Here is a 23,728-nt window from a genome sequence, read left to right as displayed (position 1 = left end):
ACTATCCTCGAGAAGCGTGTTCTAAAACTTCGTGATAACTCTTATGTTCCAATTCTTGCATTAAAGTGATATCGCCTGATTGGACAATACTACCTTCTAATAAAATGTGCACATAATCAGGGCGTAGAAGTTGCCCTAATTTTGGATTATGAGTAATGATACACAAACTACATTTAGGATGTAGGCTACGATACTTTTCTATCGTCTTACATATAAATCGTAAGGAATCCACATCTAGCCCAGAATCTGGCTCATCTAGAAAAACCATCTCAGGTTCCAAAACTAACATTTGCCAAATTTCATTTTTCTTACGCTCGCCCCCCGAAAACCCTTCATTTACATCTCGTTCTAAAAAGTGGGAGAAAGGCACGAAATCATAGGTTTCCTGTAGGCTTGTTAGGAATAAGTCAAATTCTTCTTCACCAATTTCTTCCGCTTGTTTGGAACGTCGGCATGCATTATAGGCATCTTTTAAAAATAGCTTATTATTGACACCAGGAATTTCTGGAGGGACCTGAAATCCTACAAATAATCCTAGCTGTGCCCGCTCTTCAGGAGCCTTATCTAGAAGATCTTCCTCAAATATACGTAAACTACCTGAAGCAACGGCAACGCTATCATCTCCAGATAACACCTTGGCAAAAGTCGACTTACCCGCACCATTAGGACCCATAATAATATGTAGCTCACCAGGACCAATATGTAGACTTAGATCATGTAAAATCTTAACATCGTTACAGTATACATGCAGGTTTTCTATATGTAACATTGAGACTACCCCACACTATTTTCCAACTTAACAAACAGAAGTTTAGACGCTTCTCTAGCAAACTCCAGAGGTAGCTGCTCTATAATTTCACGACAAAAACCATGGACTATTAGACTCACAGCTTCCTCCGAACTTAATCCTCGGCTACGCAAATAAAGTAATTGGTCCTCACGAAGCTTAGAGGTTGTTGCTTCATGTTCCACCGATGATGTAGAATTTCCAACAGTAATCTTAGGATCCGTGTAAGCGCCACAGGAACAGCCTATCAGCATAGAGTCACATTGGGTATAATTCCGACTATCCGTTGCTTTATCCCCTATAGATACTAAGCTTCTAAACGTATTATGCGAATCATCAGAAGAGATACCCTTAGAAATAACAGTAGACGATGTATTCTTACCAATATGCACCATCTTTGTCCCTGTATCCGCTTGCATTTTCCCTGTCGTTAGAGCTATCGAATAAAACTCCCCGACACTTTCGTCTCCCTTGAGAATACAACTGGGATATTTCCAGGTAATTGCAGCACCGACTTCTACTTGCGACCAAGAAATCTTTGATTTATGACCCGAACATAACCCACGTTTAGTCACAAAGTTATAGATCCCGCCTTTCCCTGTCTTTTTATCTCCGGAAAACCAATTCTGTACTGTAGAATAACGGATCGTTGCACGGTTATGTGCTACCAATTCAACAACTGCTGCGTGTAATTGATTTGAAGAGAAGGAGGGGGCTGTACATCCCTCTAAATAACTAACAAAAGCATCATCCTCTGCAATAATTAACGTTCTTTCGAACTGTCCGGATTCTTTATCATTGATCCTAAAGTATGTCGATATTTCCATAGGGCATCGCACACCCTTAGGAATATAAACAAAAGATCCGTCACTAAATACAGCAGAATTCAAAGCAGAAAAGAAATTATCTCTGTAGGAAACTACTGTGCCTAAGTATTTTTTAACAAGATCGGGATGCTCACGAATAGCCTCCCCTAATGAACAAAAAATAACGCCGGCCTTATCTAAAGACTCCTTAAATGTAGTGCCTATAGAAACAGAATCAAAAACTAAATCTACGGCTACGTTTTCCACATTGAGCAATCGTTTCTGCTCGTCTAGAGGAATTCCAAGCTTTTTAAAAGTTTCTAAAATTTCGGGATCAGCATCTTCTAAACGTCCTAGAGGATTCTTCTGCTTAGGAGCTGAGAAATAAATGATGTCTTCATAATCGATAGGGCCATAATGCAAGCGAGCCCAAGCGGGTTCTTGCAAATTTTTCCAGTAGCGATATGCTTTCAACCGGAAATCCGTCATATAAGAGGGCTCATTACGTAAAGCAGAAATCTGCTCTATCGTTTCTTCGCTTAGTCCTCTTGCTAGTCCCTCTGACACTACTGGAGTCACAAAACCGTAGGGATAATCCTGCTGATTCTGCAAAAAAGTTTCTATAGATTGGTCCATGATGCCTAGCTTCTGTGTAGGATCTATCAATCGTCTTAAACTACACAGGGCTCGCCCAGATTACCACAATACGCAATATTTTCGAAATACAAAGAAGGCTCGAAAGTATTAGCTACTACCCATACTCTCAAGCCCATTAGAAGAAGACGAATACGGTTCGTCTCTTTTTAGAGATCACACCACACTTAGCACAATCTAAAACCTTAAGTTACTAAGCGCAAAGGAATGTTAAGATACATTTGCATTTTTGTCTCTTAAATTCTTTACTTGTATAGACTTTAGCGCACTCTTTATCATAGTAGTGACATCATATACTTAAGAGATCGCATCTAAACGACGCTCAAAAATTAAACTCGCTCCATCAGCTGTCATTGTTTTCTGTAGTAAACCAGCAAAGATTGATTCTCTATCTGATAAGAACGTAAGCTCCTTTTCTGCTTTCTCAGTCTCTCCTCGCATGTGATACAAATATCCAAGAAGATAGTGTGCTCGCTCGTGTTCTAAATTGACACTAAGAGCTTTATGAAAAGCCTCGTGAGCTTCTTCATGTTGTTTCAGATCCATGTAGGCTAGGCCCACATAGAAATGCGCGTCTGCATCATCTGGATTCAAAAACAAAGCTTCTTGAAAAGCCTTCATAGCCAAACGAGTTTTATCAAGAGTCAAGTAGCATAAGCCTAGGTTATAGTGCCCATCAGCAAGATCTGGGCGTAATTGTACCACACGCTCATAAGCTTCTGTAGCTCGATCCCATTTTTTGTGACGAGACAAAAGATAGCCTAATTTAATCCAAGCCTTCCAATATAGAGGATTTTTACTAACAGTTGTTTCTAAAAGATCAATAGCACCTAGCTCATCCTCCATATCCGTAAGGATGACAGCTTTATTGTATAAGCTTTGAGGATTCCAAGGATCGAGTTCCAAAATCTTATCAAAACACTCTATAGCTTCTTGATAACGCTTCACACGATGATATACACCTCCAAGGCTGAACCAGCATTCTGCATCATCTGGATGCAAAGCAATATAAGCGCTATACTGCTCTATAGCTTCTTCACTACGGTTACCGCGATCTAAAGCGACTCCGTAACAATAACGCAAGTAGCTATCCCCTGGCTCAGACTCTAATCCCTTGCTACACCAAGTTAAAGCCTCTGATACATTGCCAGATTCTAAAGCTATTATACCTAAGTAACAATAAGCAAGAGCTGCTGTAGGATCTAGCTCAAGGGTCTCCTTAAGCCGTGTTTCTGCTTGCTCATACTCTCCGCTCAAAAAGAAATTAATCCCTGAACAGAGAAATTCTTTGGCTAGATGTTTCGCAGCCTCTTCCATGAGTGTTTCTCCTGACAAAAGTTGGTTGATCTCACTTTTTCAAGGAGCGAAAATCATGCCAATTCAGCAATCATCAGGAATTTTTTCTTTTCTCTTTATTTGCTCCCATTTTTCGATCATTTTCACAGCCATGGGAGCAGCATCTCGTCCAAATTCTCCAAGTCGCAAATATACAACAACAACAATCTCCGGAGACTTTAACTCTTGATCGGAAAACCCTACAGCACCAAACCATACATGCTTCATTTTCATATTGCCGTATTGACGATCTACACCAACGCGAATCATAGATTCCGCTGTACTAGTTTTCCCAATGATACGAGACAAAAGTTCCGCAGGGAACTGATCTTTGATACTTCGAGTAGTGCCATAGCGGCCCCAAATAACTTTATGCATGCCAGCTTTAAATAAATCAGCAACCACTTCTGGCATGAATACTTGTCGTTTCACTTTGGCAGAAGAAGGATAAAACTGAGAGCTATCCCACTCACCCAATACTAAATTAGGAGTATAAAGCAGACCTCCATTTACTAAAGCACCCATCATAACTGCTGTTTGCAAAGGAGTAACTACCAAAGTATGTTGACCTATTGCTGTGGCATATAATCCCGAACGATTATATGCCACGTCAGAAGGAACTGAACCTGCATATTCCCCAGGTAAACCGATACCTGTTTTTTCGCCAAAACCAAATAACGACGCTGCATGGCATAAATCTTCAGGATCCATGAGATATTCACTAACAAGCAAAGAAAAATATGGGTTGCTTGACATCTCTAAGGCAGAAATAAGATCAATATAGCCACGACCTGCATAGTCATTTCCAGGAAGACTCCCCCCTTTATAAAAAGAAGGGATGATAGATCCATCAGAGAAAAAACCTACATGGGGTTTATAACTAACATAACCAAAAGATTTCCTATCAATAATTACTAATAGTTTAGATAAATCGTCTGAAACATAATTCTCTTGAGCCGCTTTCTGTGACAGCACAGAATATGCAGAAACAAGCTTAAAAATAGATCCTAGCGTAGCAGCCTGACCAAAAGAATGAGGTCGAAGATAACCATAACCGTATGCAGGATAGAAAGCCGCTACAAGATCTTGCTCTTTTTGAGGAGAATTCCTAGTTAATGTCAGTGGATATTTGCCAAATACAGGCCTTTGTAATTCAGAAAATTCACGAAAAGATAAAAGCAACTGGTACACATCTAAAGAGGCATTCGTTAACTTTTGTTTGAGAAAAATATAATGCTCATACCAAGGAAGCGCCTTATGCGCCCCATTTTCTAACTCCTGCCGCCACAAAGCTAAAGCATCGTAATATGGCTGCAAGTGCTCACATTTACGATCTCCTGTTAGCAAGTAAACTAAAAACACATCAAGATAACACTTACAAAATTCTCGATATTGCGAACGTTTTTCTTCTAAGAGATAATCAATGTAAGGTGTGGGATAACGCTGTTTACGCGCCTTCTCCTCCCTACGTTTTTCATCTAGTAGTTTTGGAAAATGCTTCTCTCTCCATTGCTTAAATGAAACTTCATAAAAGATATCTTCTACGATTTTTGAAAAAGCACTACGCAAGGCTACGTATCTTCCCTGATATTCTATAAATTCAGATAAAGAAAATCCTCGTGCCTCTTCCAACAGATCTGAGTTAAATTTCTTAGGATCAATAACAATGCGGAACAAATCCACCAGCAATATTTTATCATAATTTGCTGGAAGATCAGAAAAATACGTTATCAGCTGATTCTTAATCTCCTCGATTTTGATTACATGTTCAGTACAACACTCTGCTATCCACTGTTGCTGCTTAATAGATAGAATTTCTCCAGTAACTAAATGCCCTTCTTCTTTAGGGAAAATAGCATCAAAAATAGCCGAGCAAGAACAACAACCCTTGGAATAGTCAAACAATTGCAACAAAGCATCCATATACTCTTGTATTTTTAGAGCATTGCCCACTGTTCCCATACGTTTAATAGTCGCTTTTACTTCAGAAGTATTTGGCAACAAAAAATCTAAGAAATAGTCAAAAGTAAGAGGGAGTTCTTCTTCATAATACTTTCCACTCAATGAATCCTTGCGCTCACGACGAAGAGGTATTTTTCTATCATATAGATCTCCAATATGATCAGAATTTTCTAACCAACGACACACTGTAGACTTCAATTCCGAATCATCAGGAGATATCTTCATATTAATGAAGTCATTATTATGATAACGCGGAGAAGACGCCATAGCGAGAACTTGGCCATTATTAGGATCGAAAGCCACAATAGCTCCGCCCTTAATCCATGGGAATAAGGGTGGCAATAAGTTTTGCTTTTTTAAAGACTGCGCGCTGCGCATTTGATCTGTACGTTCATGCTCTACCAACAAAGCATCAGCAAATTCTTGCAACTCAGTAGAAATAGTAAGCTGTAATCGCCTTCCTGGAGTTACAGAAACTGCTCCATCCAATTCTTGGATGAAATTACCACGACGATCAACAAGGACCGTTTTTTTACCAATTTGTCCACGTAATTTCCCATCCCATAATGCTTCTATTCCCAATTTACCCACTAACGCGTTGAGATTATAAGCATTATTTTCTAATCCGCTTAACAAGGATCTTACTTCATCTATACTTGATAAACCCTTAGGTAATTTAGGATCTTCTCCTTCTTCATATGCACGTACACACTCTCGTAATTTACTTAACTCACATGTAATTCTTTTATATTCTTCAGAACTTATTGGCCCCACATACCCAAGAATATCTGCTGCAGTTCTTCCTTGAGGATAGAATCTTCTTACCTTAGACTCTACATGAAGACCTGGCCAATCTTTTGCCAACATCTGTAATTTTAAATATGTTCTCTCGGAAACATTCTTTTGGATAAGATAAGGAACAGAGCCAAGCACAGATGCTTTAGCATGAATACTATCCTCAATCATATCTTTGTCCAGATGGAGTTCCTCTGATAACAATTCAGCTAAGCGAGTGATATAACGTCTGCGAACAGGCACTAATTGTTTTTCCCCATCTTTATTACACCAAGCGCGCGACGGTAAATCTCGAATAGCACTATAAACAACACTCACGTCATACTGTATCTTATTCTCTGCTAATGTTTTGCCAAAACGATCGCATATTGTTGCTCTCTCCACCATTTCTGGAATGATGCGTGTTTGAGGTTTATAAGCCTCTTCAAACTTCTGATCATGTTCGATTACTGCAAGATGCCACAAACGCAAGGCGATTACTGCTAGCGTTACAATAATGCCTGAAAGCAATCTATTGGTCTTTTCTGGAACGCTAAGTTGGTAACGGCGTTTGTTACGAGGTTTCATAAACGATATACATTTAGTATTTTTAAGTAGGTGAGAGAAGGTTTTTAAATTTTCAGCAGCTCTGTGCCAACTGTATAACAAAACTCCCAGAGTTACGCCAAAAAAATTGCTATTTTTTACCACTAACAACACGAATTACAAAAAGTTAATGAAAAAAAATATTCTTAGAAATCATCTTTAAACCATGCTCCAAGAGTGATTTCGGATTAATTCTAAGTAGCGTAAAAAGAAAACTCTATACAAAAAAAATCGACCTATTTTATTAGCGAGTTTTAAGGAGTCGTTCTAATTGAGACATATGCCTACGACTAGTCTTTTTTCTTATCGTCTTTACTATAATAAGAAAAGTTTGTTATGTTCTCGAATAATGAACTGTATGTTCATGCTTAAGGCTGTTTTCACTTGCAAGACACTCCTCAAAGCCATTAATTGCCTACAGGATATCTTGTCTGGCTTTAACTTGGACGTGGTGCCGCCAGAAGAGAAAAGATAGCGAGCACAAAAAGAAAAGATACTAAGCATAATCTTTAGAGGTGAGTATGAAAAAACTCTTAAAATCGGTGTTATTATCCACCGCAATGGGTTCCGCTCTCTCCTTACAAGCCTTGCCTGTAGGGAATCCAGCTGAACCAAGTTTACTAATTGATGGCACTATGTGGGAAGGCGCCGCTGGCGATCCTTGTGATCCTTGTGCTACTTGGTGCGATGCTATTAGCGTCCGTGCGGGATTCTACGGAGATTATGTTTTCGATCGTGTTTTGAAAGTTGACGTAGCTAAAACCATCCAAATGGGGCCTGCTCCAACAACTGCTTCAAATACATCAGGCATTGTTGCGACGGCTAACAAAACTCAAGTTGACAGGAACAACTTAGCTTATGGCAAACACTTGCAGGATGCCGAATGGTGCACTAACGCTGCTTTCTTAGCCTTAAACATCTGGGACCGATTCGATGTGTTCTGTACATTAGGTGCATGCAGCGGTTACTTCAAGGGGAATAGTGCTGCTTTTAACCTTGTCGGTCTTTTAGGAATTCAGGGCACAGACTTGTCTGATCAACCTCCGAACATTACTTTAAGCCAGGCTGTTGTTGAAATGTACACTGACACTTCGTTTGCCTGGAGTGTTGGAGCTCGCGGCTCTCTATGGGAGTGTGGTTGCGCTACTTTAGGAGCGGAATTCCAATATGCTCAAGCAAAACCTAAAGTAGAGGAATTGAACGCTATTTGTGGGGTGGCACAGTTTACGGTGCACAAACCTAAGGGATATAAGAATCAGGCATTTCCTTTACCCGCGGACGCAGGAACCTCTGCAGCAGCAGGAACAAAATCAGCAACTGTAGACTACCATGAATGGCAAGTCGGTATGGCCTTGTCTTACAGGCTAAACATGCTAGTTCCTTATGTTGGTGTGAAATGGTCTAGAGCCTCTTATGATGCAGATACAATTCGTATTGCTCAGCCAAAATTGAGCGAATATATTTTAAATCTTACTGCATTGAACCCCACTCTATTAGGGCAGGCTACTACTGTTGATTCCTCTAACAAACTCGAAGATTTTATGCAGTTAGTCTCTCTACAAATCAACAAGATGAAGTCCAGAAAATCTTGTGGCGTTGTATTCGGTGCGACTGTGGTTGATGCAGATAAGTGGTCTGTAACAGCTGAAGCTCGTCTAATCGACGAAAGAGCTGCACACTTGAATGCTCAGCTCAGATTCTAAGCTTACTTAGATTCTCTTTAAACTTTTTGTTTCGCTATCAGAACCCCTTGTTTTGGGGTTCTGATTTTTTGTTTTTCTATATTCTCCATCCTTTTCTCTTGCTTCAAATAATCTCTATTATATCCATAAATTTTTAGACTCTAAAGATTACGAACTTGCGTTAAAAGCATTGTTACACTAATATTCCTTCTTAGTTTAGTACGCGCCCGTAGCTCAATGGTAGAGCTGTAGCCTTCCAAGCTACCGGTGTCAGTTCGATTCTGATCGGGCGCTTTCTAAACCTTCTCATCAATCAACCAAGACTGAAATCTTGGCGCCGCAGTCAAGATGCCATTGTTAATATATTCACGAAATAGAGGTACAAAGCTTGGAACAATCTTTATGTAATCTCACGGTTAAAGATCTTATGGAAGCTGGGGCTCACTTTGGCCACCAGACACGAAGATGGAATCCTAAAATGAAGATTTACATCTTTGAGGAAAAAAATGGTCTTTACATTATTAACCTAGCAAAAACCTTACAGCAATTAAGAAAAGCTCTTCCTCATGTGAACAGAGCTGTTGAACAAAACAGATCTATTTTATTTGTAGGGACTAAGAAACAAGCTAAGTGTGCTATTAAGGAAGCTGCTATTGAATCTGGAGAGTTCTTCGTTGCAGAACGTTGGTTGGGTGGAATGCTTACCAACATGACAACGATTAGGAATTCTATCAAAACTTTAGACAAAATAGAGAAAGATTTGGCTAATAGCCAAGGCTATTTAACGAAGAAAGAGACAGCATTATTGGCAAAACGTCATCAAAAATTACAAAAAAACCTTGAAGGGATTCGTCACTTGAAGAGACTTCCTGGTTTATTGGTTGTTGTTGACCCTAGCTATGAAAAAATCGCTGTAGCAGAGGCTAATAAGTTAGGTATTCCTGTATTAGCTTTGGTTGACACCAACTGTGACCCTTCACCTATCGATCATATTATCCCATGTAATGATGATTCTTTGAAGAGTATTCGTCTAATCATTAATGCTATCAAAGATAGTATTATCCAAACTAAGCGTAAGCTTGGAATTGAGATTGTTTCTCCTATTAAGCCTGTAGATCAAGCTTTAGCAGCCGCGATGGAGATGGCTAATGATGATGGAGACAATCGTCAAGAAGATTTATTGGCAAAAAAATTTGACGGCAGTGAGGCGATTGAATGAGCAACTTTTCTATGGAAACCCTTAAAACTTTGAGACAACAAACGGGTGTAGGGTTAACCAAATGTAAGGAAGCTCTTGCTGAATGCAATGGCAACCTTGAAGAAGCTATTGTTTACTTGCGTAAGTTAGGATTAGCTTCCGCAGGTAAGAAAGAGCACCGAGAAACAAAAGAAGGCGTTATTGCCGCTAAGACTGACTCTAGAGGCACAGCCTTGGTAGAAGTAAATGTTGAAACAGATTTCGTTGCAAACAACGCTGTATTTCGTGCTTTCGTTGATGGACTTGTCAACGATGTTTTAACTCACCAAGTGGATAACGTAGAAGCTTTAAGCCAACTTCCTTCATCTCAGGATCCATCTCTTACTATTGATGAGTTACGCGCTGTGACTATGCAGACTGTAGGAGAAAATATCCGTATTAATAGAATCACTTATTTGCCTAAAACTTCGGAAGAAAGTGTTGGGATCTACTCACACGGTAATGGCAAGACTGTTTCCATTACCATTCTTTCTGGTTCTTCTGATCAAGAGAGTTTAGCAAAAGACATTGCTATGCATGTTGTAGCTGCTCAACCAGAATATTTGAGCAAGGATCACGTGCCTGAAGAAGTATTAGCAAGAGAGAAAGAAGTGATTTCTTCTCAAATGCAAAATAAGCCTCAAGCTGTAATTGACAAAATTATCAGTGGTAAATTGGCTACCTTCTTCCAAGAGAATTGTTTGTTGGAGCAGGCATTTGTTAAAAATCCTGATGTGACAATTCAAGGTTTAATTGAACAAGCTCAAAAAGCTGGCGGCACGCCTATTTCTGTAGGCAAGTTCATGATGTGGAAAATTGGAGCTGAATAAAGAGAAAGGTTATGTCTAAGCGAGTATCAAGGGTCTTATTTAAGATCTCTGGTGAGGCCCTCTCTAAGGAGTCTGGGACTCGAATTGATGAAGTACGTTTGTCACGGTTAGTTTCCGAGCTGCGTGCTGTACGTAACTGCGATGTAGAGGTAGCTGTTGTTCTTGGTGGAGGTAATATTTTAAGAGGCCTTTCTGAACAAAAAGAGCTACAAATCAATCGAGTATCTGCTGATCAGATGGGGATGTTAGCGACATTGATTAATGGTATGGCATTAGCTGATGCATTAAAAGCAGATGATATTCCCTGTGTTCTTACTTCGACTCTTTCTTGCCCGCAATTGGCAGACCTTTATAATCCGCAGAAATCTTCTGAGGCTTTGAGCCAAGGGAAGATTTTGATTTGCACAACGGGAGCAGGTTCTCCGTATTTAACAACGGATACTGGAGCTGCTTTACGTGCTTGTGAGTTAAAGGCGGATGTGCTTTTAAAAGCTACTATGCATGTTGATGGAGTCTATAATAAGGATCCCAGAGAATTCCCTGATGCTGTTAGGTATGATAAGATTTCCTATAAGGATTTCTTAGCTCAACAACTTGGTGTCATGGACAGTTCTGCTATTTCATTATGTATGGATTCCTGTATTCCAATTCGGATATTTAGTTTTACCAAACACTCTTTGGAGCAGGCTGTGTTCGATGAGAGTATTGGAACTTTAATTTGTTGCGAGGATATGATCTAATGTCCCTAATAGCTGATGCTGAAAAAAAGATGGCAGCCGCCCTCGATTTCTTTCAGAAAGAAGTTAAGTCGTTTAGAACTGGTAAGGCGCATCCTGCTTTAGTAGAGACTGTGTCTGTTGATGTTTATGGAACGACGATGAGATTGTCGGATATAGCATCTATTTCTGTAGCTGACACTCGCCAGCTAGTGATTTCCCCTTATGATGCTAATAATGCATCTGCGATTTCTAAAGGCGTTATCGCTGCTAATTTAAACTTACAGCCAGAGTTGGAAGGCTCTATAGTCCGTATTAAGGTTCCCGAACCTACTGCGGAGTATCGTCAAGAGGTTGTGAAACAGTTGCGTCGTAAGTGTGAGGAAGCGAAAGTTGCGATTCGCAATATTCGCCGAGAGAGCAACGACAAACTAAAAAAAGATTCAGGGCTTACAGAAGATGTTGCTAAGGGAATGGAAAAAAAGATCCAGGAACTTACTGACAAGTTTTGCAAGCAAGTAGATGAGACTACAAAACAGAAGGAAGCAGAGTTAGCGTCCTTATAAGATATTGATAGCATCCGCATGGATGCTATCTCCTTCTTACTGTTTATCTTTTTCGTTGGTATAGAGTAGGAAACAGTTGCTCTAAACGAGAGGAATTAGTAAGATTGTATTCGTCTTGGCCCCATCGTCTAGCCTGGCCCAGGACATCGGATTTTCATTCCGGTAACAGGGGTTCGAATCCCCTTGGGGTCAAAATATAGAGTTAGCAAGAGATTTCGGGTCTTTAGCTCAGCGGTTAGAGCACCTCACTTTTAATGAGGGGGTCGAAGGTTCAAATCCTTCAAGACCCATTTAATGATTCTTGTTAGCTTTATTCTTCTTTATTTTCAAAAAAATCTTTCCCCCCTTGTCATTTTTTTGTTATTGAGTATTAAGTTGCGTGAGTGTTGCGCTTTCACGGTGTATTTTGATGACGACTCCAGAAACTCCTCTATGCTATCACTGTCAGCAGCCTGCTAAGGTTTCTTATACTGAGGTAGATAAAGACAAGCTCATACGTTGTTATGTATGTGAATCTTGTCCTTATCCGACTCCGTACTATAGTCGTGATAGTATTTTGCTTTGCCCTTCTGGGGATTCATTAACTTTAGAATGCGGTAATTGCAAGACAATTTGGCAGGTACGTCCTGATGAGGAATTATCTTTTGGTTGCCATTTGTGTTACGTCCATTTTAAGACACAATTGCTCTCTAGACTAACGCAAAATAAATGGGTATCCCCTTCATTTATATTAGAGCCAGGTTGCGGATCATTACATGTAGGACGTTCTCCTGGAGAATTGTCTAATATGAACCCCTTGTTGAAATTAATAGCACTAAATGAAGCTCTTCAAGATACCTTAGCTCGTGAAGATTACGAACAAGCAGCTCTAATACGCGATCAAATTAATAACTTAAAAAATCAGAATACGCATGATTCTTCCCAATGACGTACTACATGGCTTCGCTAATAAGAAGAGTATTAACAATACAACTGGGCCTATAACAACATTTTCTTTGTCGCGAAATATTTCTGTTGCGAAGTTTCTACCATGTCTGTGCCGGGAAAAGAAATTAGAGCTCCTGAATACTATAGCTTCACATTTTAATCATATCGAAGGTTTTGAAGAGTTTTTTGTCCTACCTCTTAAAGACCTACCCCTCTGGCAACGTGAATTTATTGCTGAGCATTTTTTATTTCCCTACGACCTTGCTGGTAATCCTGAAGGCGAAGCATTTATTGTTAGTCGCTCTGGCGATATTCTGGTAGGTATTAACTTCTATGACCATCTATTGTTACATGCCATAGACTTCTATTCTGATCCTGAGAAAATTTTAGAAAAATTAGTTCGTTTAGATAGTTACTTACATGAAAAATTATCTTTTGCATTTTCCTCAGATTTTGGTTTCCTAACGACAAATCCTCGTAATGCAGGCACGGGATTAAGATGTAAAACTTTTCTTCATGCTCCTGCTTTACTTCATTCTCAGGAAATTTCTGATGTTATAAATGATGATTCTGAAATTAGTGTGTCGGGTATCTTACCGTCAATCTCTGGATACGCAGGAAATATAGTCGTGCTATCCAATAAGTACTCATTAGGAGTGACGGAAGAACAAATTTTATCCTCATTAAGAATTGGATCATCCAAATTAAGTGTTGCTGAAACCTCAGCAAAAAAGAAATACGCCAATGAACACACCTGTGAGCTAAAGAATCATGTTCTACGCGCGTTGGGCTTATTGACACATTCTTATTGCTTAGAACTAAAAGAAACTCTAGATGCTCTTAGCTGGGTGCAGCTAGGATTAGAGTTAGGATGGATTCAGGGAAACTCAGAGAATACCATATGGGTCCCGCCGTTCTGGCAAGTTAGACGCGGACACTTGGCATTTACAAAGCAACCTGAAGAAAAAAACCTAGAAAAGGAAACGATTCTGCAACTGCGAGCCGCAGCACTAAAAGAACTTGCGAATGAGCTAACTACTCGTGGCTTTTAACCCTCCTAAGCGACACCAAAGGATCGCCAAGGAGGGAAGACACCTTGCTCCCCCTACCGGTGTCTAAACTAGAAGCCATCGCTTATTCTGCTTTTAGAAAGAAGAATAATGCGCTTTGCAACAAACCTTATTGCAGGACCCGTAGGCCAGACGCAATTCGGTGATTCATATGAATCACTAAGATGCCTTTGGAGCCCAAAATAAGTCGTTAGCGAGCGCATTATATTTTTGGAAATTATTAAAAACAAGTTATAAGCACATCCAATCAAAAATTATTTTTGCTATCTAGAGAAGAGGAACGATTAGAAAAAGACTATTTGCCCAAAGCCGGGATCGAACCGACGACCTACGCGTTACGAATGCGTTGCTCTACCAACTGAGCTATTTAGGCAGAAGGACATCAGTATAAAACGAGAAAATAAAAAAGCCAAGAAAACAAAAATCATACGGCCGACTTCGTTCCCTTGGCTTTCCCCCCTGAATACAACAGAGTTAGAAGCTATTCCATGGCGTAGAATACCATCTTGTATTCCCTATATAGCATTATTGACGTTCTATTTCTAGCATTTTAAGTCCACTTTCTTCCTGGAGGACAGGAGCGCGTTGACACTCAGGAGCATGACGTGGGGCAATTTGCATAGACCCTTGATCAGCCTCCCAATTATATCTGTAGCCCTCTTTATTAGTTAACGTAGTACCATCTTCAAAGCTGCAAATAACCTTAGGCTTGATAAACATCATAATATTACGCTTTTGCCGCTGATCTATTGTTCTGCTGAATAACCCTTTAATGAGAGGAATTGAGCAAAGCAATGGGACACCAGAAACTATTTTTGTTGTCTTATCGCGGATATGTCCACTCATAACTAAGAAACATCCATCAGGAACTTGTAAACGAGTAGCTGCATATGTCTTATCTGTTACTGGCGTGAGCGTACCATGTGCAGAATGCAACTCTGAAATTGTCTGCTCTATTTGTAGAGTAACGACATTATTAGGAGCTACAGTAGAAGCTACGACAAGGTTAACACCAATATCCTCATATTCGATATTCTGAGTGACAGTTCCTGTCTCTTGAATAATAGTATTGGTTGTCTGAAATGGAATGGTTTGTCCTACGAAGAACGATGCCTGTTGGGTATCCTGAGCCATAATTCTTGGATTAAGAACAATAACCGTGTCACCATCTTGGTCTAAAGCACTTAATAATCCTCCTAACGTTAGGAACGACTTACCCTTATGGCTCAAGACGTTGCCGATAATTCCTAGACCAAAAGCTGATGAAGCATACATCATATCGCCAATGCCCGTGAGTTGTCCGGGTGTTGGCAGAGGAATCTGGCCTGGAGAAGGAGTAACTGGAGGGGTTACACTTTTCGCTGGAGTAGAAAGTCCCGTGTTATTTAATAATCCGGATGCGTAAGCAACTTTACCTTGCTCATCCCCGAGAGCTACCCACTGTACACCGAAATCCCAAGATTTTTCTAGACTTGTTTCTAAGATTAAGACCTCAATATAAACCTGCTTAGGAGGTAAATCTAGACCATTGAGAAGGCTAACAACTTTATCTACGTTATTTTGATTTCCGACAACAACGATAGAGTTGTTCACGTCTAACCATTGAATACTATTCAACGTGTTAATAAAATCTTCGTCCATCGCTGTGGTCACGTACAAATTGTAACCAATATCCTGAATTGCTTGCGCAATCGCAGCACCATTTTGGTATTTCAACTTATACATGAAGAAACGTAAACTTTTAGGATTGGTTGGACCTGATGATCCTAGAGCTGCTGCTGGGCCAGCAACATCATCTAAAGTATGAGCCATTTCAGGAACGTCCAAAGATCGGAGTAATTGGATGGCTTTTGCTGTTAAACGTGGGGACGATATCACAAATATCTTATTGGTACCTGGCTGCATGAAAATCTGGAAAGCTTCATCTTCAGCCATGGCACCCAAAACATCTTGGCAATAGCTCACTAAAGACGCAGGATTAGCATACTGTACGTCATACTCCGACATATCTACAGAAGTTCCTGGCCCATCTAATGCACCCAATAACTCCCCTACTTTATCGACATTACCAGCGATATCCGACACTATAACATGACGTGTAGCTTCGGAAGCACTAACAATTGCATCATGAGATAATAACGGCTGGATAATATTCACAGCAGCTGAAGGACTAACACTGTAGAGACGGAATACCCGAGTAACAACGACAGCTTCGCAATTTTCTTTTGCAGAGCCATCTGTAACCACTGTAGATAATTTTGATATATGTGGGTTACGATAAATCAAAACGTTATTTCCCTGCTCTACAACCTTCAAGTCATGCATTTTCAAAACTTGGAGTAAAATCGTAGACAAATCATCTACTGATGTGGGGTCATGAGAAACAATCGTTACGTTAAACTGCAAATCATTGCTATCAAAGACAAAGTTTGTTCCTGAAATTTTACTAACAAATTGTAGTAATTCAAGAATGGAAATATCCTCAAAATTAACGGTATAACCATTATCTTTAAGATCTTCACAGGTAATATTCTTTTTTAGCAGATGTATTGCCTTGTCATCATCACCTGTATCTTTATTGCTATCATGGAATACTGGCTTTCCAGAAGCAGGCTGATGATCCGTAGGCGGAGTTTCATTTGTATCTCTAGGAGAATCGCTCTTCTCATTCTGCAGGGTATTTTGTGATTCCTCAGCTTGTTTTCTTACACTGAGATTTACACCGTTAGCAGCACGCCGAGCATAGGCCTGTTTCTGCTCCCAAATTTGCGCTCCTCCAATTTTTTCTTTATCTGCTGCTGATTGGGCCTCTATTTGCTCACGATTAGGCAAAGGCCGCTCTGTTTTTCTCTGAGAAGAGTATGGGGTATGAGATGCTCCCGTACGAGACCCTGTCCTAGCAAAAGGTGATTCTTTCGGAGGTGTCGGTCCAAAATTTTGTGATGATTTTTTAAAATGATGAACCTGACTACTAGGAGAAACAGGTTTTGCTGCAGGCCGATTAGTGGGCCTTGTTGCCACTCTAGCACCAACATTCTTAGGACAAGCGGCAACTTGAGAGCTGTTCTCATTTGCGACGTTGTGTGGTGCAGATCTTAACTGATTTGGCGAGGATTTTTGCGAGTTTACACCAAGTAAAACCAGATCAAGGAAAAATAAAGCTAGTAACGCGCCTATCTTATTTTTTTTCTTACTTACGATCTGTACGATCTTGCTTCCAATGTTCGACGTCACTATGTTCACCGGATTCTTTTTAAGCTGATAAGTGTTGAGGGACAAAGATTTCCGTTATAAATGTCCTGTGTCCCATACTGTACGCTTTCTATTGGGCAGAATATAGCTGTTTGTCCTCTATCTTTCAACTCTGTGAATGATGGACAGTACAAGGGTAGCATAGGGTTGTCTGCCTTTAAGGTATGTAATACTGCTTCATCACCTATTTCCCATGCAACCTTGGTTTCCCGAATTTGTAAAGAGCTAATTTTCCCTAACCCTAGGGAAGAGCTCTCAAAACTCTTTCGAACCTTTCCTTGCTTTTTTAACCATAAATTAGTTTTCCCACAAGCTAACCAAGAAACTTCTTGTTTTTCTTTAGAAATAATTAGGCAATTTGCCGCGAGACCGAAATCATCAGTAGGCACATGTAGATGTAGAAATTCTTGATTTATTTTGTGTAAGATATCGCCAGCACTATTATGCGAAGACAACTGATTTACAAGTGTTTTCATCACAGTGAGAGCTAAAGTAGGATGACCTATACAACCATAACAAAACCAAAAAGAGAAAACATCCTCTTCTAAAAAACTTTGGTAATACACATAAGGATATGTAGGAAATCCTTTTTCTTGGATGCTTATAGAAAGAAAGTCAGGCAACCTCACACTAGTAGGAGATAGCCAAGATCTCTGCTGATATAAGAGTTCATGAAACTCTGTAGTACTATCTTTACATCTATAGTCGTTTTGTAGTTCCTCTGAACGAATATACCTACGCAAATCATGAATGAAATCCATGATAGAACTATACCGTTCTTTAGGAGAAGGTTGTAATGCTTTGGAAAGAATTCTACTAATCTTTTCAGGGATAAGCGACAGATGAATTTTCCCTAACGCCAAATTGCCTAAGACTAACTCATATGCTAAAATACCTAGAGAATAGATATCGGAAGATTTTGACCCCGCTTCTCCATATCTTTGTTCTGGGCTCATATAATAGGGCGTGCCTAAATAACCTGAATAGCATTCCTGATCTTTCCACACTGACAAGCCAAAATCGATCAATTTAATATGTCCTTCAGGAGTGATTAGGATATTTTCTGGTTTAATATCCCTATGGATAATTCCTTGACTATGGAGATATGCTATAGCTTCCGCTATATCTAAGATAATCTGACTTGCTTTAGGTAATGGAATAGTCTGTGATAGGATATATTCTCTAAGAGATATTCCGTTAACATACTCCATAGAAATATATAGACCACACTCCCACTTACCATAGTTGTATAGTTGTACAATATGATCATGTGAAAGATTACGAATAATTTCCGCTTCTTTTAAAAAAGTTTGAATACGACGAGTATCAAAAACAAAAGGAGCAGTAAGAACCTTGATAGCTGTAAGACGTGAGGTTTCTATGTGACGGGCTTGATATACCGTGGTCCCAGTTTTGCTGCTCAAAATTCTTTGAATATGACAGCCACCAATGATACGATCGGCTAGGGTAGATTCGGCATGACAATCCATAAAAGTAGTTTCTATGCTTCCAAGACTCTAATGCCTAAAACGTTACCCAAAGACACTATTTCGCCTCTGCCAACTTTAGCACCATTTAGAATCAAATCTACACCCAAAACAGGATGAGTGCCATCAAAATGCAATACACTTCCGATTCCTAGACTTAGGAAATTTTCCACAGTCAGAGAATATCGAGCTACTTCTGCTACTAATTTAACACGGCTAGGTAAAGGAATAGCAGGCTCATGCTCTTCATGTTCTTCTGGAGCATCTTCATGTTGAAGATTTGGATAACTAGTAATTTTAAACTCACCAGATTTCGTATCTGTAAATCTCCCTCCGAAAAATTGTCGATTATTAATCGTCAACAATGCCCCACTTTCTCCTGTATCAGGGTCATACAAACAGGTATCTAACAATATAAAACTGCCAGGAATTACCTGCTGCCATTCTTCTTCAGTAAGCTCACAATATCCTACATCTACAGACATAGCTATAGGCAGCATAGGATCTACTTGATGGATATCAAAATCCTGATTCAAACTGGCTAGAAATTTTTTACAACTTTGCTGAGTGGTTTCGGGAAATAATAAATTGAAATAGATGTTTTTCCCATCCAATCTACAGGAGACTCCGACAGTGTAATAAGAACCCTGTAAGCTGCGCACTGAAAACTTCGCATCTTCGGAGACCTTCATAGTCAACGAAGGAATCCAAGAAAGATCTTGGAAAATTTTGCAAAGTTCAGCGGTGAAATAATAATGAAATCCTAAAAGTTTATCTTTCTGATAAAAGTAGGATGCCAAACTAGAATCCCCAAACACAGCTACCATCAAACTTTGAAGGTCTTCTTCCGATGTTAAGAAAAAGAACTCTCCCGACTCTAAAGGTTGAGCAACTAATGGTTGTAATAAAATATTTTTGCTGAGTTCTTTTGTAATATCAGAAACAGAGAGAGCCCCGCGGAATCGTATGACAATCTCACAGTCTTCCAGACGAAATTTATCCTTCAGGATACGTTTACACCCATCAATAGGAAACGTTGGCAAAGAAATTTGCTCTTCTTCTGTATTCAAAGAGCTAAGAAAATCATTACGAAGCTTTAGCCAACTATCGTTAGGCTTCTCTGTCACTGTCATGAGAATTTATCCTTTATAAACTAGCTTCTTCTACTTTAAATTGTTTTTGATCTTGCTCTTGATCTGAATGTTGTTGCCTACCGTCTTGATCTTTTTCCTGATCTTGCTGACGAATAGACGCGGCCAACACGTGCATAGGAGATCGGATCTCTTCTAACTTAGGCAGCTGTACCGCATTAGTCCCAATTGTTAATTCGGTCAATGTTAGCATACGATCTTTTAATGATTGCACTAAGTTTGTTAACTGTACGGGATTGCTAGCAACTAACTGCATAGCTTCTGACATTTGAACATTATCTGTAAAATTAGAAAACTTGACTGTCAGCTGATCTCCAGACTGTACAAGCGTAAGATTTGCCCCTGCAAATGCTTCAGGAACTGCTGCTTCTGAATCTAATACAATTTCCACCAACTGCTGACCACCAATATCTGTGACCATCATAGCGTCAACTGTAGAAGCCACAATATCAGCAACCCAGCTAAGATCTACGCTAGCAACTGCAACTTGTGCTGTTTCAAGAGCAACTTCTGTAGCCATAGACGTAGCAATATCTACTAAAGACATGCCTGCAGCTGCATTTTCACAGATCATGAACCCATTTTCTTGCTCTTGTTCTTCTTCTTCTTTAGCGACTACCGACGCAGGCCCTTCTTCTAACCGTTTATCGTCAGAAGAAGAACGTGCATCTTGACGATTACCTTTTGCTGCTAATTTATCATTACGTTCAGCACGTGATTGTTGTTTTCCTTCTAATGAGAAGACTTTAACATCCCGATTATCTACAGGATCAGGTCCTATAGATTGTTGAGAATGTGTTCCTGCTTTACAATTGTATAAAGACTCTGATGTTTTATTTAATTCCATAGACTAGCTCTCCCCCGATTCACGTTGTTTTTGCTTACGTAACTGATGGAGCAGCTGCCCCATTTCGTCTTGTTCATTTTCAAATGCCCGCGCTTCTTCTTTTAGAGCTTCTTTCATCCACTCTTCTTTATGTAAACGCGTCTTTTCTTCTTCCTTTCTTCGCTTGGCTAAACTCGCCTCGGCTGCCTCTAATTCTTTAGCTGCTGCTAATACGCTTTCCTTTTGCTTACTAACTTTCTCTTCTTCTTCAGAAAGTTGTACAGCGACCACCTTAATATAAGATTTCATTTGCAAAACGGGGTCGCTGGTAGTTCCTTCATCTAGTAACTCACGAAGCTGCTGAATCTTTTGCATATAGTGATTCTTTACTTTATCACGATCAGCTTCCCGTTCTCGCAATTTTTCCTGTTCTATCTCTAATAAACGTCGTTTTTCCTTAACAACTTTTTCTGCTCTATCAACACGATCCTTTTTAATTGCTAAAACAGGTTCTAATGGATATTTGGGCACGTTTTATCACCCTTCTATATTATCGGAAAATAGCCCGCAGCTGCTGAGCAGCTTCCTCATAATTCGTTTTTTCATGAATATCTTGTTTCAAGAACCTATTGAGCTTATCAATATGGTCTATAGCGAAATCCACTTCACGATCAGAACCACGGCGATATTCTCCAATACGTATCAGCATTTCATTAGCCTTATACTTTGCAAGAACCTCTCGAGCCTTTCCTATGATTCGTCGTTGTTCCTCAGGAACAATTGCTGTTAACAATCGGCTAATCGATGCTAACACATCAATAGCAGGATAATGGTAAGCTTGAGCCAATGCATTAGATAAAACAATGTGCCCATCGAGAATCGATTTAACTTCGTCAGCGACAGGTTCGTTCATGTCATCTCCAGCAACTAAGACCGTATAAAATGCAGTAATTGTACCTTTATCAGATGCCCCTGAGCGTTCTAGTAATTTAGGCAATGTAGAGAATACGGATGGGGTATATCCAGCCCGAGCAGGAGGCTCTCCTGCTGCTAAACCGACCTCACGCAAAGCTCTAGCAAAACGCGTAACAGAATCCATCATCAAAACTACGGTTTTACCTTGATCCCGGAAATATTCAGCAATTGCTGTTCCGACATATGCTGCATTTAACCTTAATTGGGAAGATTGATCAGAAGTAGAAACGACGATAACAGACCGCTTCATCCCCTCTTCGCCTAGGTCTCCTTCAATGAATTCTCGAACCTCTCGTCCTCGCTCACCAATCAGGGTGATTACGTTAACATCAGCTTCTTCAGCATTTCTGGCAATCATTCCTAATAAGGAAGACTTACCGACCCCAGCTCCAGCAAAAATTCCTATTCTTTGTCCTCGAGCTACTGTTAACATACCATCTATACAGCGCACTCCTGTGGAAAGGATTGTACGCAACTTACTACGACGCAGAGGGTCTGGAGGAGCGCGAAAAACAGGATACTTTTCACCGACATTACTTAATGGCCCTTTTGTGGATACATCAATAGGTTCGCCAAGACCATTGAGTACACGGCCTAGCAACCCTTGACCTGCACGAATAAATAATGGCATACCTGTAGGAATGACTTCCGAAGACGGGCTTACACCCGTTAACTCTCCCAAGGGGGATAAATATGCGAAATGCTGCGTGAAACCTACGACCTCCGTAACCAAAGGTTCCATGCCCATGCGTTTAACTAAACAGACCTCTCCGACACGAACATTAGGAACAACAGCCTTGATTAACATCCCCACTACTTCTGTGATACGACCTACCACTGTAGTGAGATGAACATCGCTCAATTGCGACATGAGAGCATCGAAATCTGTAGCTAATTCGTCCATATTAACCTAACTGTGTTGTCATGATAGTTTTGATGCTACTGACAGTAGTTCCCACAATACTAGAGAAAAGTTCTGCACGTTGAGTAGCTCTCTGCACTGCATACTGGACTTTTAAGAAATCAGCTAGATTTTCACGCTCTCCATTTCTATCTGAGAAATAGAGCAAAGCGCGATTCAAAATTTCCTCACCGGAGGAAACCCAATCTATAACTTTACGAGTTACCGACTTGTCTTCATCCTCTTTTTCTTTTTCCTGCTTTACATTCTGCTGTGTGCATTCAGCAATCGTTCCAAGATCTCCATTAATTAGATCTATGATGACTCCAAATGCTTCAATATGCTCAGACGCCAGCTTGCCTGGATCTTGATTTTCAAGTGTAGTCTGAGCATCCCACAAGCGTGATTTCAAATGATTTATTTGTTCTTTAATTTCTTCAGAATCTAAAGCTTCTTCTAATTCAGGATCGATTATCCGAGAGTTCCTATCTTGCATCATTGCCATAGGATTAGGCCGAACGTCTTGTATTTGCATTTCTTTAGGAGTCTGTAGATCTCCTAGAGCAAACTGTGAAACCTCTCTGTTTAATTCACGTGCTAATGGCGTTGGTGATGGCTTTTGCGTAGAAGCTACGTCCTTATCACCGTCAAGTTTTGGGAAAAGATGCAGAGGATCGATCATAAGACAATAACCACGTATATTTTATTTCAGCTTACAAGCTGTTAACCCAAAGGGCCTCCGCTTTTAGCGACCAAAGTATCATGCCATTCTAGAACTGACTGAGCAAGAGCTCGAGTAGATTCTATTTCGCAATTTTCCACAACCTGCTCTGCAAGCTTTAAACTACTTTCTAAACTTTCACGACGCACTTCGAATGAACTACCCTGATGCAGAACAATCATCATATGAGTTAAAGCTAGGAAAGATTTTATACTCCAATTATCTTCTTCTCTTTGAGCTAAATCACGCAAGCGTTCTTCAGCAGATAAAAGCTCCATCTTATGCAAGTCGATTAATGCTAAACCCAGCTCACAACCATAATGATCAGGATTTAAGATCTGTAGAGATTGAAACAGTCTTTTCGCGCTTTCTTCATCACCTTGCTTAACAGCTAGCATACCAGCTTCGAACAACAACGCAAAATCTGCTTTAAATAATTCCAAATCCGCCATAGTTTTTCTCT

At 40.0% G+C, this 23,728-nt stretch carries 18 protein-coding genes, 4 tRNA genes and 1 pseudogene; 10 read left to right on the top strand and 13 right to left on the bottom strand.

The window, feature by feature from the left end; genetic code table 11:
* Position 1: 1 nt before the first annotated feature.
* The 4 genes from sufC to H359_RS00555 form a co-directional block, all read right to left on the bottom strand.
* Entirely contained in the window at positions 2 to 769 is a 768-nt protein-coding gene (gene sufC / locus H359_RS00570; protein WP_020370770.1) for a Fe-S cluster assembly ATPase SufC, read from the bottom strand.
* A 5-nt stretch (positions 770 to 774) separates the two neighbouring features.
* Entirely contained in the window at positions 775 to 2,229 is a 1,455-nt protein-coding gene (sufB, locus tag H359_RS00565) for a Fe-S cluster assembly protein SufB (protein ID WP_020370769.1), read from the bottom strand.
* 315 nt (positions 2,230 to 2,544) lie between these two features.
* A complete protein-coding gene (locus H359_RS00560; RefSeq protein ID WP_020370768.1) occupies positions 2,545 to 3,564 on the bottom strand; it encodes a tetratricopeptide repeat protein in 1,020 nt (339 codons plus the stop codon).
* 63 nt (positions 3,565 to 3,627) lie between these two features.
* Positions 3,628 to 6,906, bottom strand: a complete 3,279-nt coding sequence (locus tag H359_RS00555) for a penicillin-binding transpeptidase domain-containing protein (protein ID WP_020370767.1) — start codon at positions 6,904 to 6,906, stop codon at positions 3,628 to 3,630.
* Between the two features lie 539 nt (positions 6,907 to 7,445).
* Here H359_RS00555 and H359_RS00550 point away from each other — a divergent pair.
* The 10 genes from H359_RS00550 (at position 7,446) to H359_RS00505 (ending at position 13,934) form a co-directional block, all read left to right on the top strand.
* The gene (locus tag H359_RS00550) at positions 7,446 to 8,627 is read left to right on the top strand and encodes a porin (RefSeq protein ID WP_020370765.1); all 1,182 of its coding nucleotides are present in this window, start codon (positions 7,446 to 7,448) and stop codon (positions 8,625 to 8,627) included.
* A 202-nt stretch (positions 8,628 to 8,829) separates the two neighbouring features.
* A tRNA-Gly gene (locus tag H359_RS00545) sits at positions 8,830 to 8,900 on the top strand.
* A gap of 133 nt (positions 8,901 to 9,033) precedes the next feature.
* Entirely contained in the window at positions 9,034 to 9,825 is a 792-nt protein-coding gene (rpsB, locus tag H359_RS00540; RefSeq protein ID WP_035392250.1) for a 30S ribosomal protein S2, read from the top strand.
* Positions 9,822 to 10,673, top strand: coding sequence for a translation elongation factor Ts (gene tsf / locus H359_RS00535; protein WP_020370763.1), 852 nt, complete (start codon positions 9,822 to 9,824; stop codon positions 10,671 to 10,673). Before rpsB ends, tsf begins: the two co-directional genes overlap by 4 nt.
* A gap of 11 nt (positions 10,674 to 10,684) precedes the next feature.
* Complete coding sequence (pyrH, locus tag H359_RS00530) at positions 10,685 to 11,413, top strand: UMP kinase (RefSeq protein ID WP_020370762.1); 729 nt, start codon at positions 10,685 to 10,687, stop codon at positions 11,411 to 11,413.
* Positions 11,413 to 11,955 carry a ribosome recycling factor gene (gene frr, locus H359_RS00525; protein ID WP_020370761.1) on the top strand — a complete coding sequence of 181 codons (543 nt, stop codon included), beginning with the start codon at positions 11,413 to 11,415 and terminating at the stop codon, positions 11,953 to 11,955. The genes pyrH and frr overlap by 1 nt, the downstream gene beginning before the upstream one ends.
* Positions 11,956 to 12,072: 117 nt before the next feature.
* Positions 12,073 to 12,147, top strand: a tRNA-Glu gene (locus H359_RS00520).
* Between the two features lie 25 nt (positions 12,148 to 12,172).
* Positions 12,173 to 12,245: transfer RNA gene (locus H359_RS00515), tRNA-Lys, on the top strand.
* A 119-nt stretch (positions 12,246 to 12,364) separates the two neighbouring features.
* Positions 12,365 to 12,883: a UvrB/UvrC motif-containing protein gene (locus H359_RS00510; RefSeq protein ID WP_020370760.1), complete on the top strand. Its 519-nt coding sequence runs from the start codon at positions 12,365 to 12,367 to the stop codon at positions 12,881 to 12,883.
* Complete coding sequence (locus tag H359_RS00505) at positions 12,867 to 13,934, top strand: protein arginine kinase (protein ID WP_020370759.1); 1,068 nt, start codon at positions 12,867 to 12,869, stop codon at positions 13,932 to 13,934. Before H359_RS00510 ends, H359_RS00505 begins: the two co-directional genes overlap by 17 nt.
* A gap of 318 nt (positions 13,935 to 14,252) precedes the next feature.
* Here the strand turns inward: H359_RS00505 and H359_RS00500 are convergent.
* From H359_RS00500 to H359_RS00460, 9 genes and pseudogenes are all read right to left on the bottom strand, one after another.
* Positions 14,253 to 14,325: transfer RNA gene (locus H359_RS00500), tRNA-Thr, on the bottom strand.
* Between the two features lie 152 nt (positions 14,326 to 14,477).
* Positions 14,478 to 16,715: pseudogene (locus tag H359_RS00495) on the bottom strand (secretin N-terminal domain-containing protein); the annotation flags it as partial.
* Between the two features lie 476 nt (positions 16,716 to 17,191).
* A complete protein-coding gene (locus H359_RS00490) occupies positions 17,192 to 18,694 on the bottom strand; it encodes a serine/threonine protein kinase (RefSeq protein WP_020370757.1) in 1,503 nt (500 codons plus the stop codon).
* 11 nt (positions 18,695 to 18,705) lie between these two features.
* Positions 18,706 to 19,824 carry a type III secretion system cytoplasmic ring protein SctQ gene (gene sctQ, locus H359_RS00485; RefSeq protein WP_020370756.1) on the bottom strand — a complete coding sequence of 373 codons (1,119 nt, stop codon included), beginning with the start codon at positions 19,822 to 19,824 and terminating at the stop codon, positions 18,706 to 18,708.
* Positions 19,825 to 19,837: 13 nt separating this feature from the next.
* Complete coding sequence (locus H359_RS00480; RefSeq protein ID WP_020370755.1) at positions 19,838 to 20,689, bottom strand: DUF5421 family protein; 852 nt, start codon at positions 20,687 to 20,689, stop codon at positions 19,838 to 19,840.
* Between the two features lie 3 nt (positions 20,690 to 20,692).
* The gene (locus H359_RS00475; RefSeq protein WP_020370754.1) at positions 20,693 to 21,199 is read right to left on the bottom strand and encodes a hypothetical protein; all 507 of its coding nucleotides are present in this window, start codon (positions 21,197 to 21,199) and stop codon (positions 20,693 to 20,695) included.
* Between the two features lie 19 nt (positions 21,200 to 21,218).
* Positions 21,219 to 22,547 (bottom strand): type III secretion system ATPase SctN, encoded by a 1,329-nt coding sequence (gene sctN / locus H359_RS00470; RefSeq protein WP_020370753.1) that lies wholly within the window; start codon positions 22,545 to 22,547, stop codon positions 21,219 to 21,221.
* Position 22,548: 1 nt separating this feature from the next.
* Positions 22,549 to 23,226, bottom strand: coding sequence for a CT668 family type III secretion system protein (locus H359_RS00465; RefSeq protein ID WP_020370752.1), 678 nt, complete (start codon positions 23,224 to 23,226; stop codon positions 22,549 to 22,551).
* A 41-nt stretch (positions 23,227 to 23,267) separates the two neighbouring features.
* Positions 23,268 to 23,717: a CdsG family type III secretion system protein gene (locus tag H359_RS00460; protein ID WP_020370751.1), complete on the bottom strand. Its 450-nt coding sequence runs from the start codon at positions 23,715 to 23,717 to the stop codon at positions 23,268 to 23,270.
* Between the last annotated feature and the right edge of the window lie 11 nt (positions 23,718 to 23,728).

Source organism: Chlamydia ibidis 10-1398/6, from assembly GCF_000454725.1.
Classification (GTDB): domain Bacteria; phylum Chlamydiota; class Chlamydiia; order Chlamydiales; family Chlamydiaceae; genus Chlamydia; species Chlamydia ibidis.
This window is presented reverse-complemented; position numbering and strand designations above follow the sequence as displayed.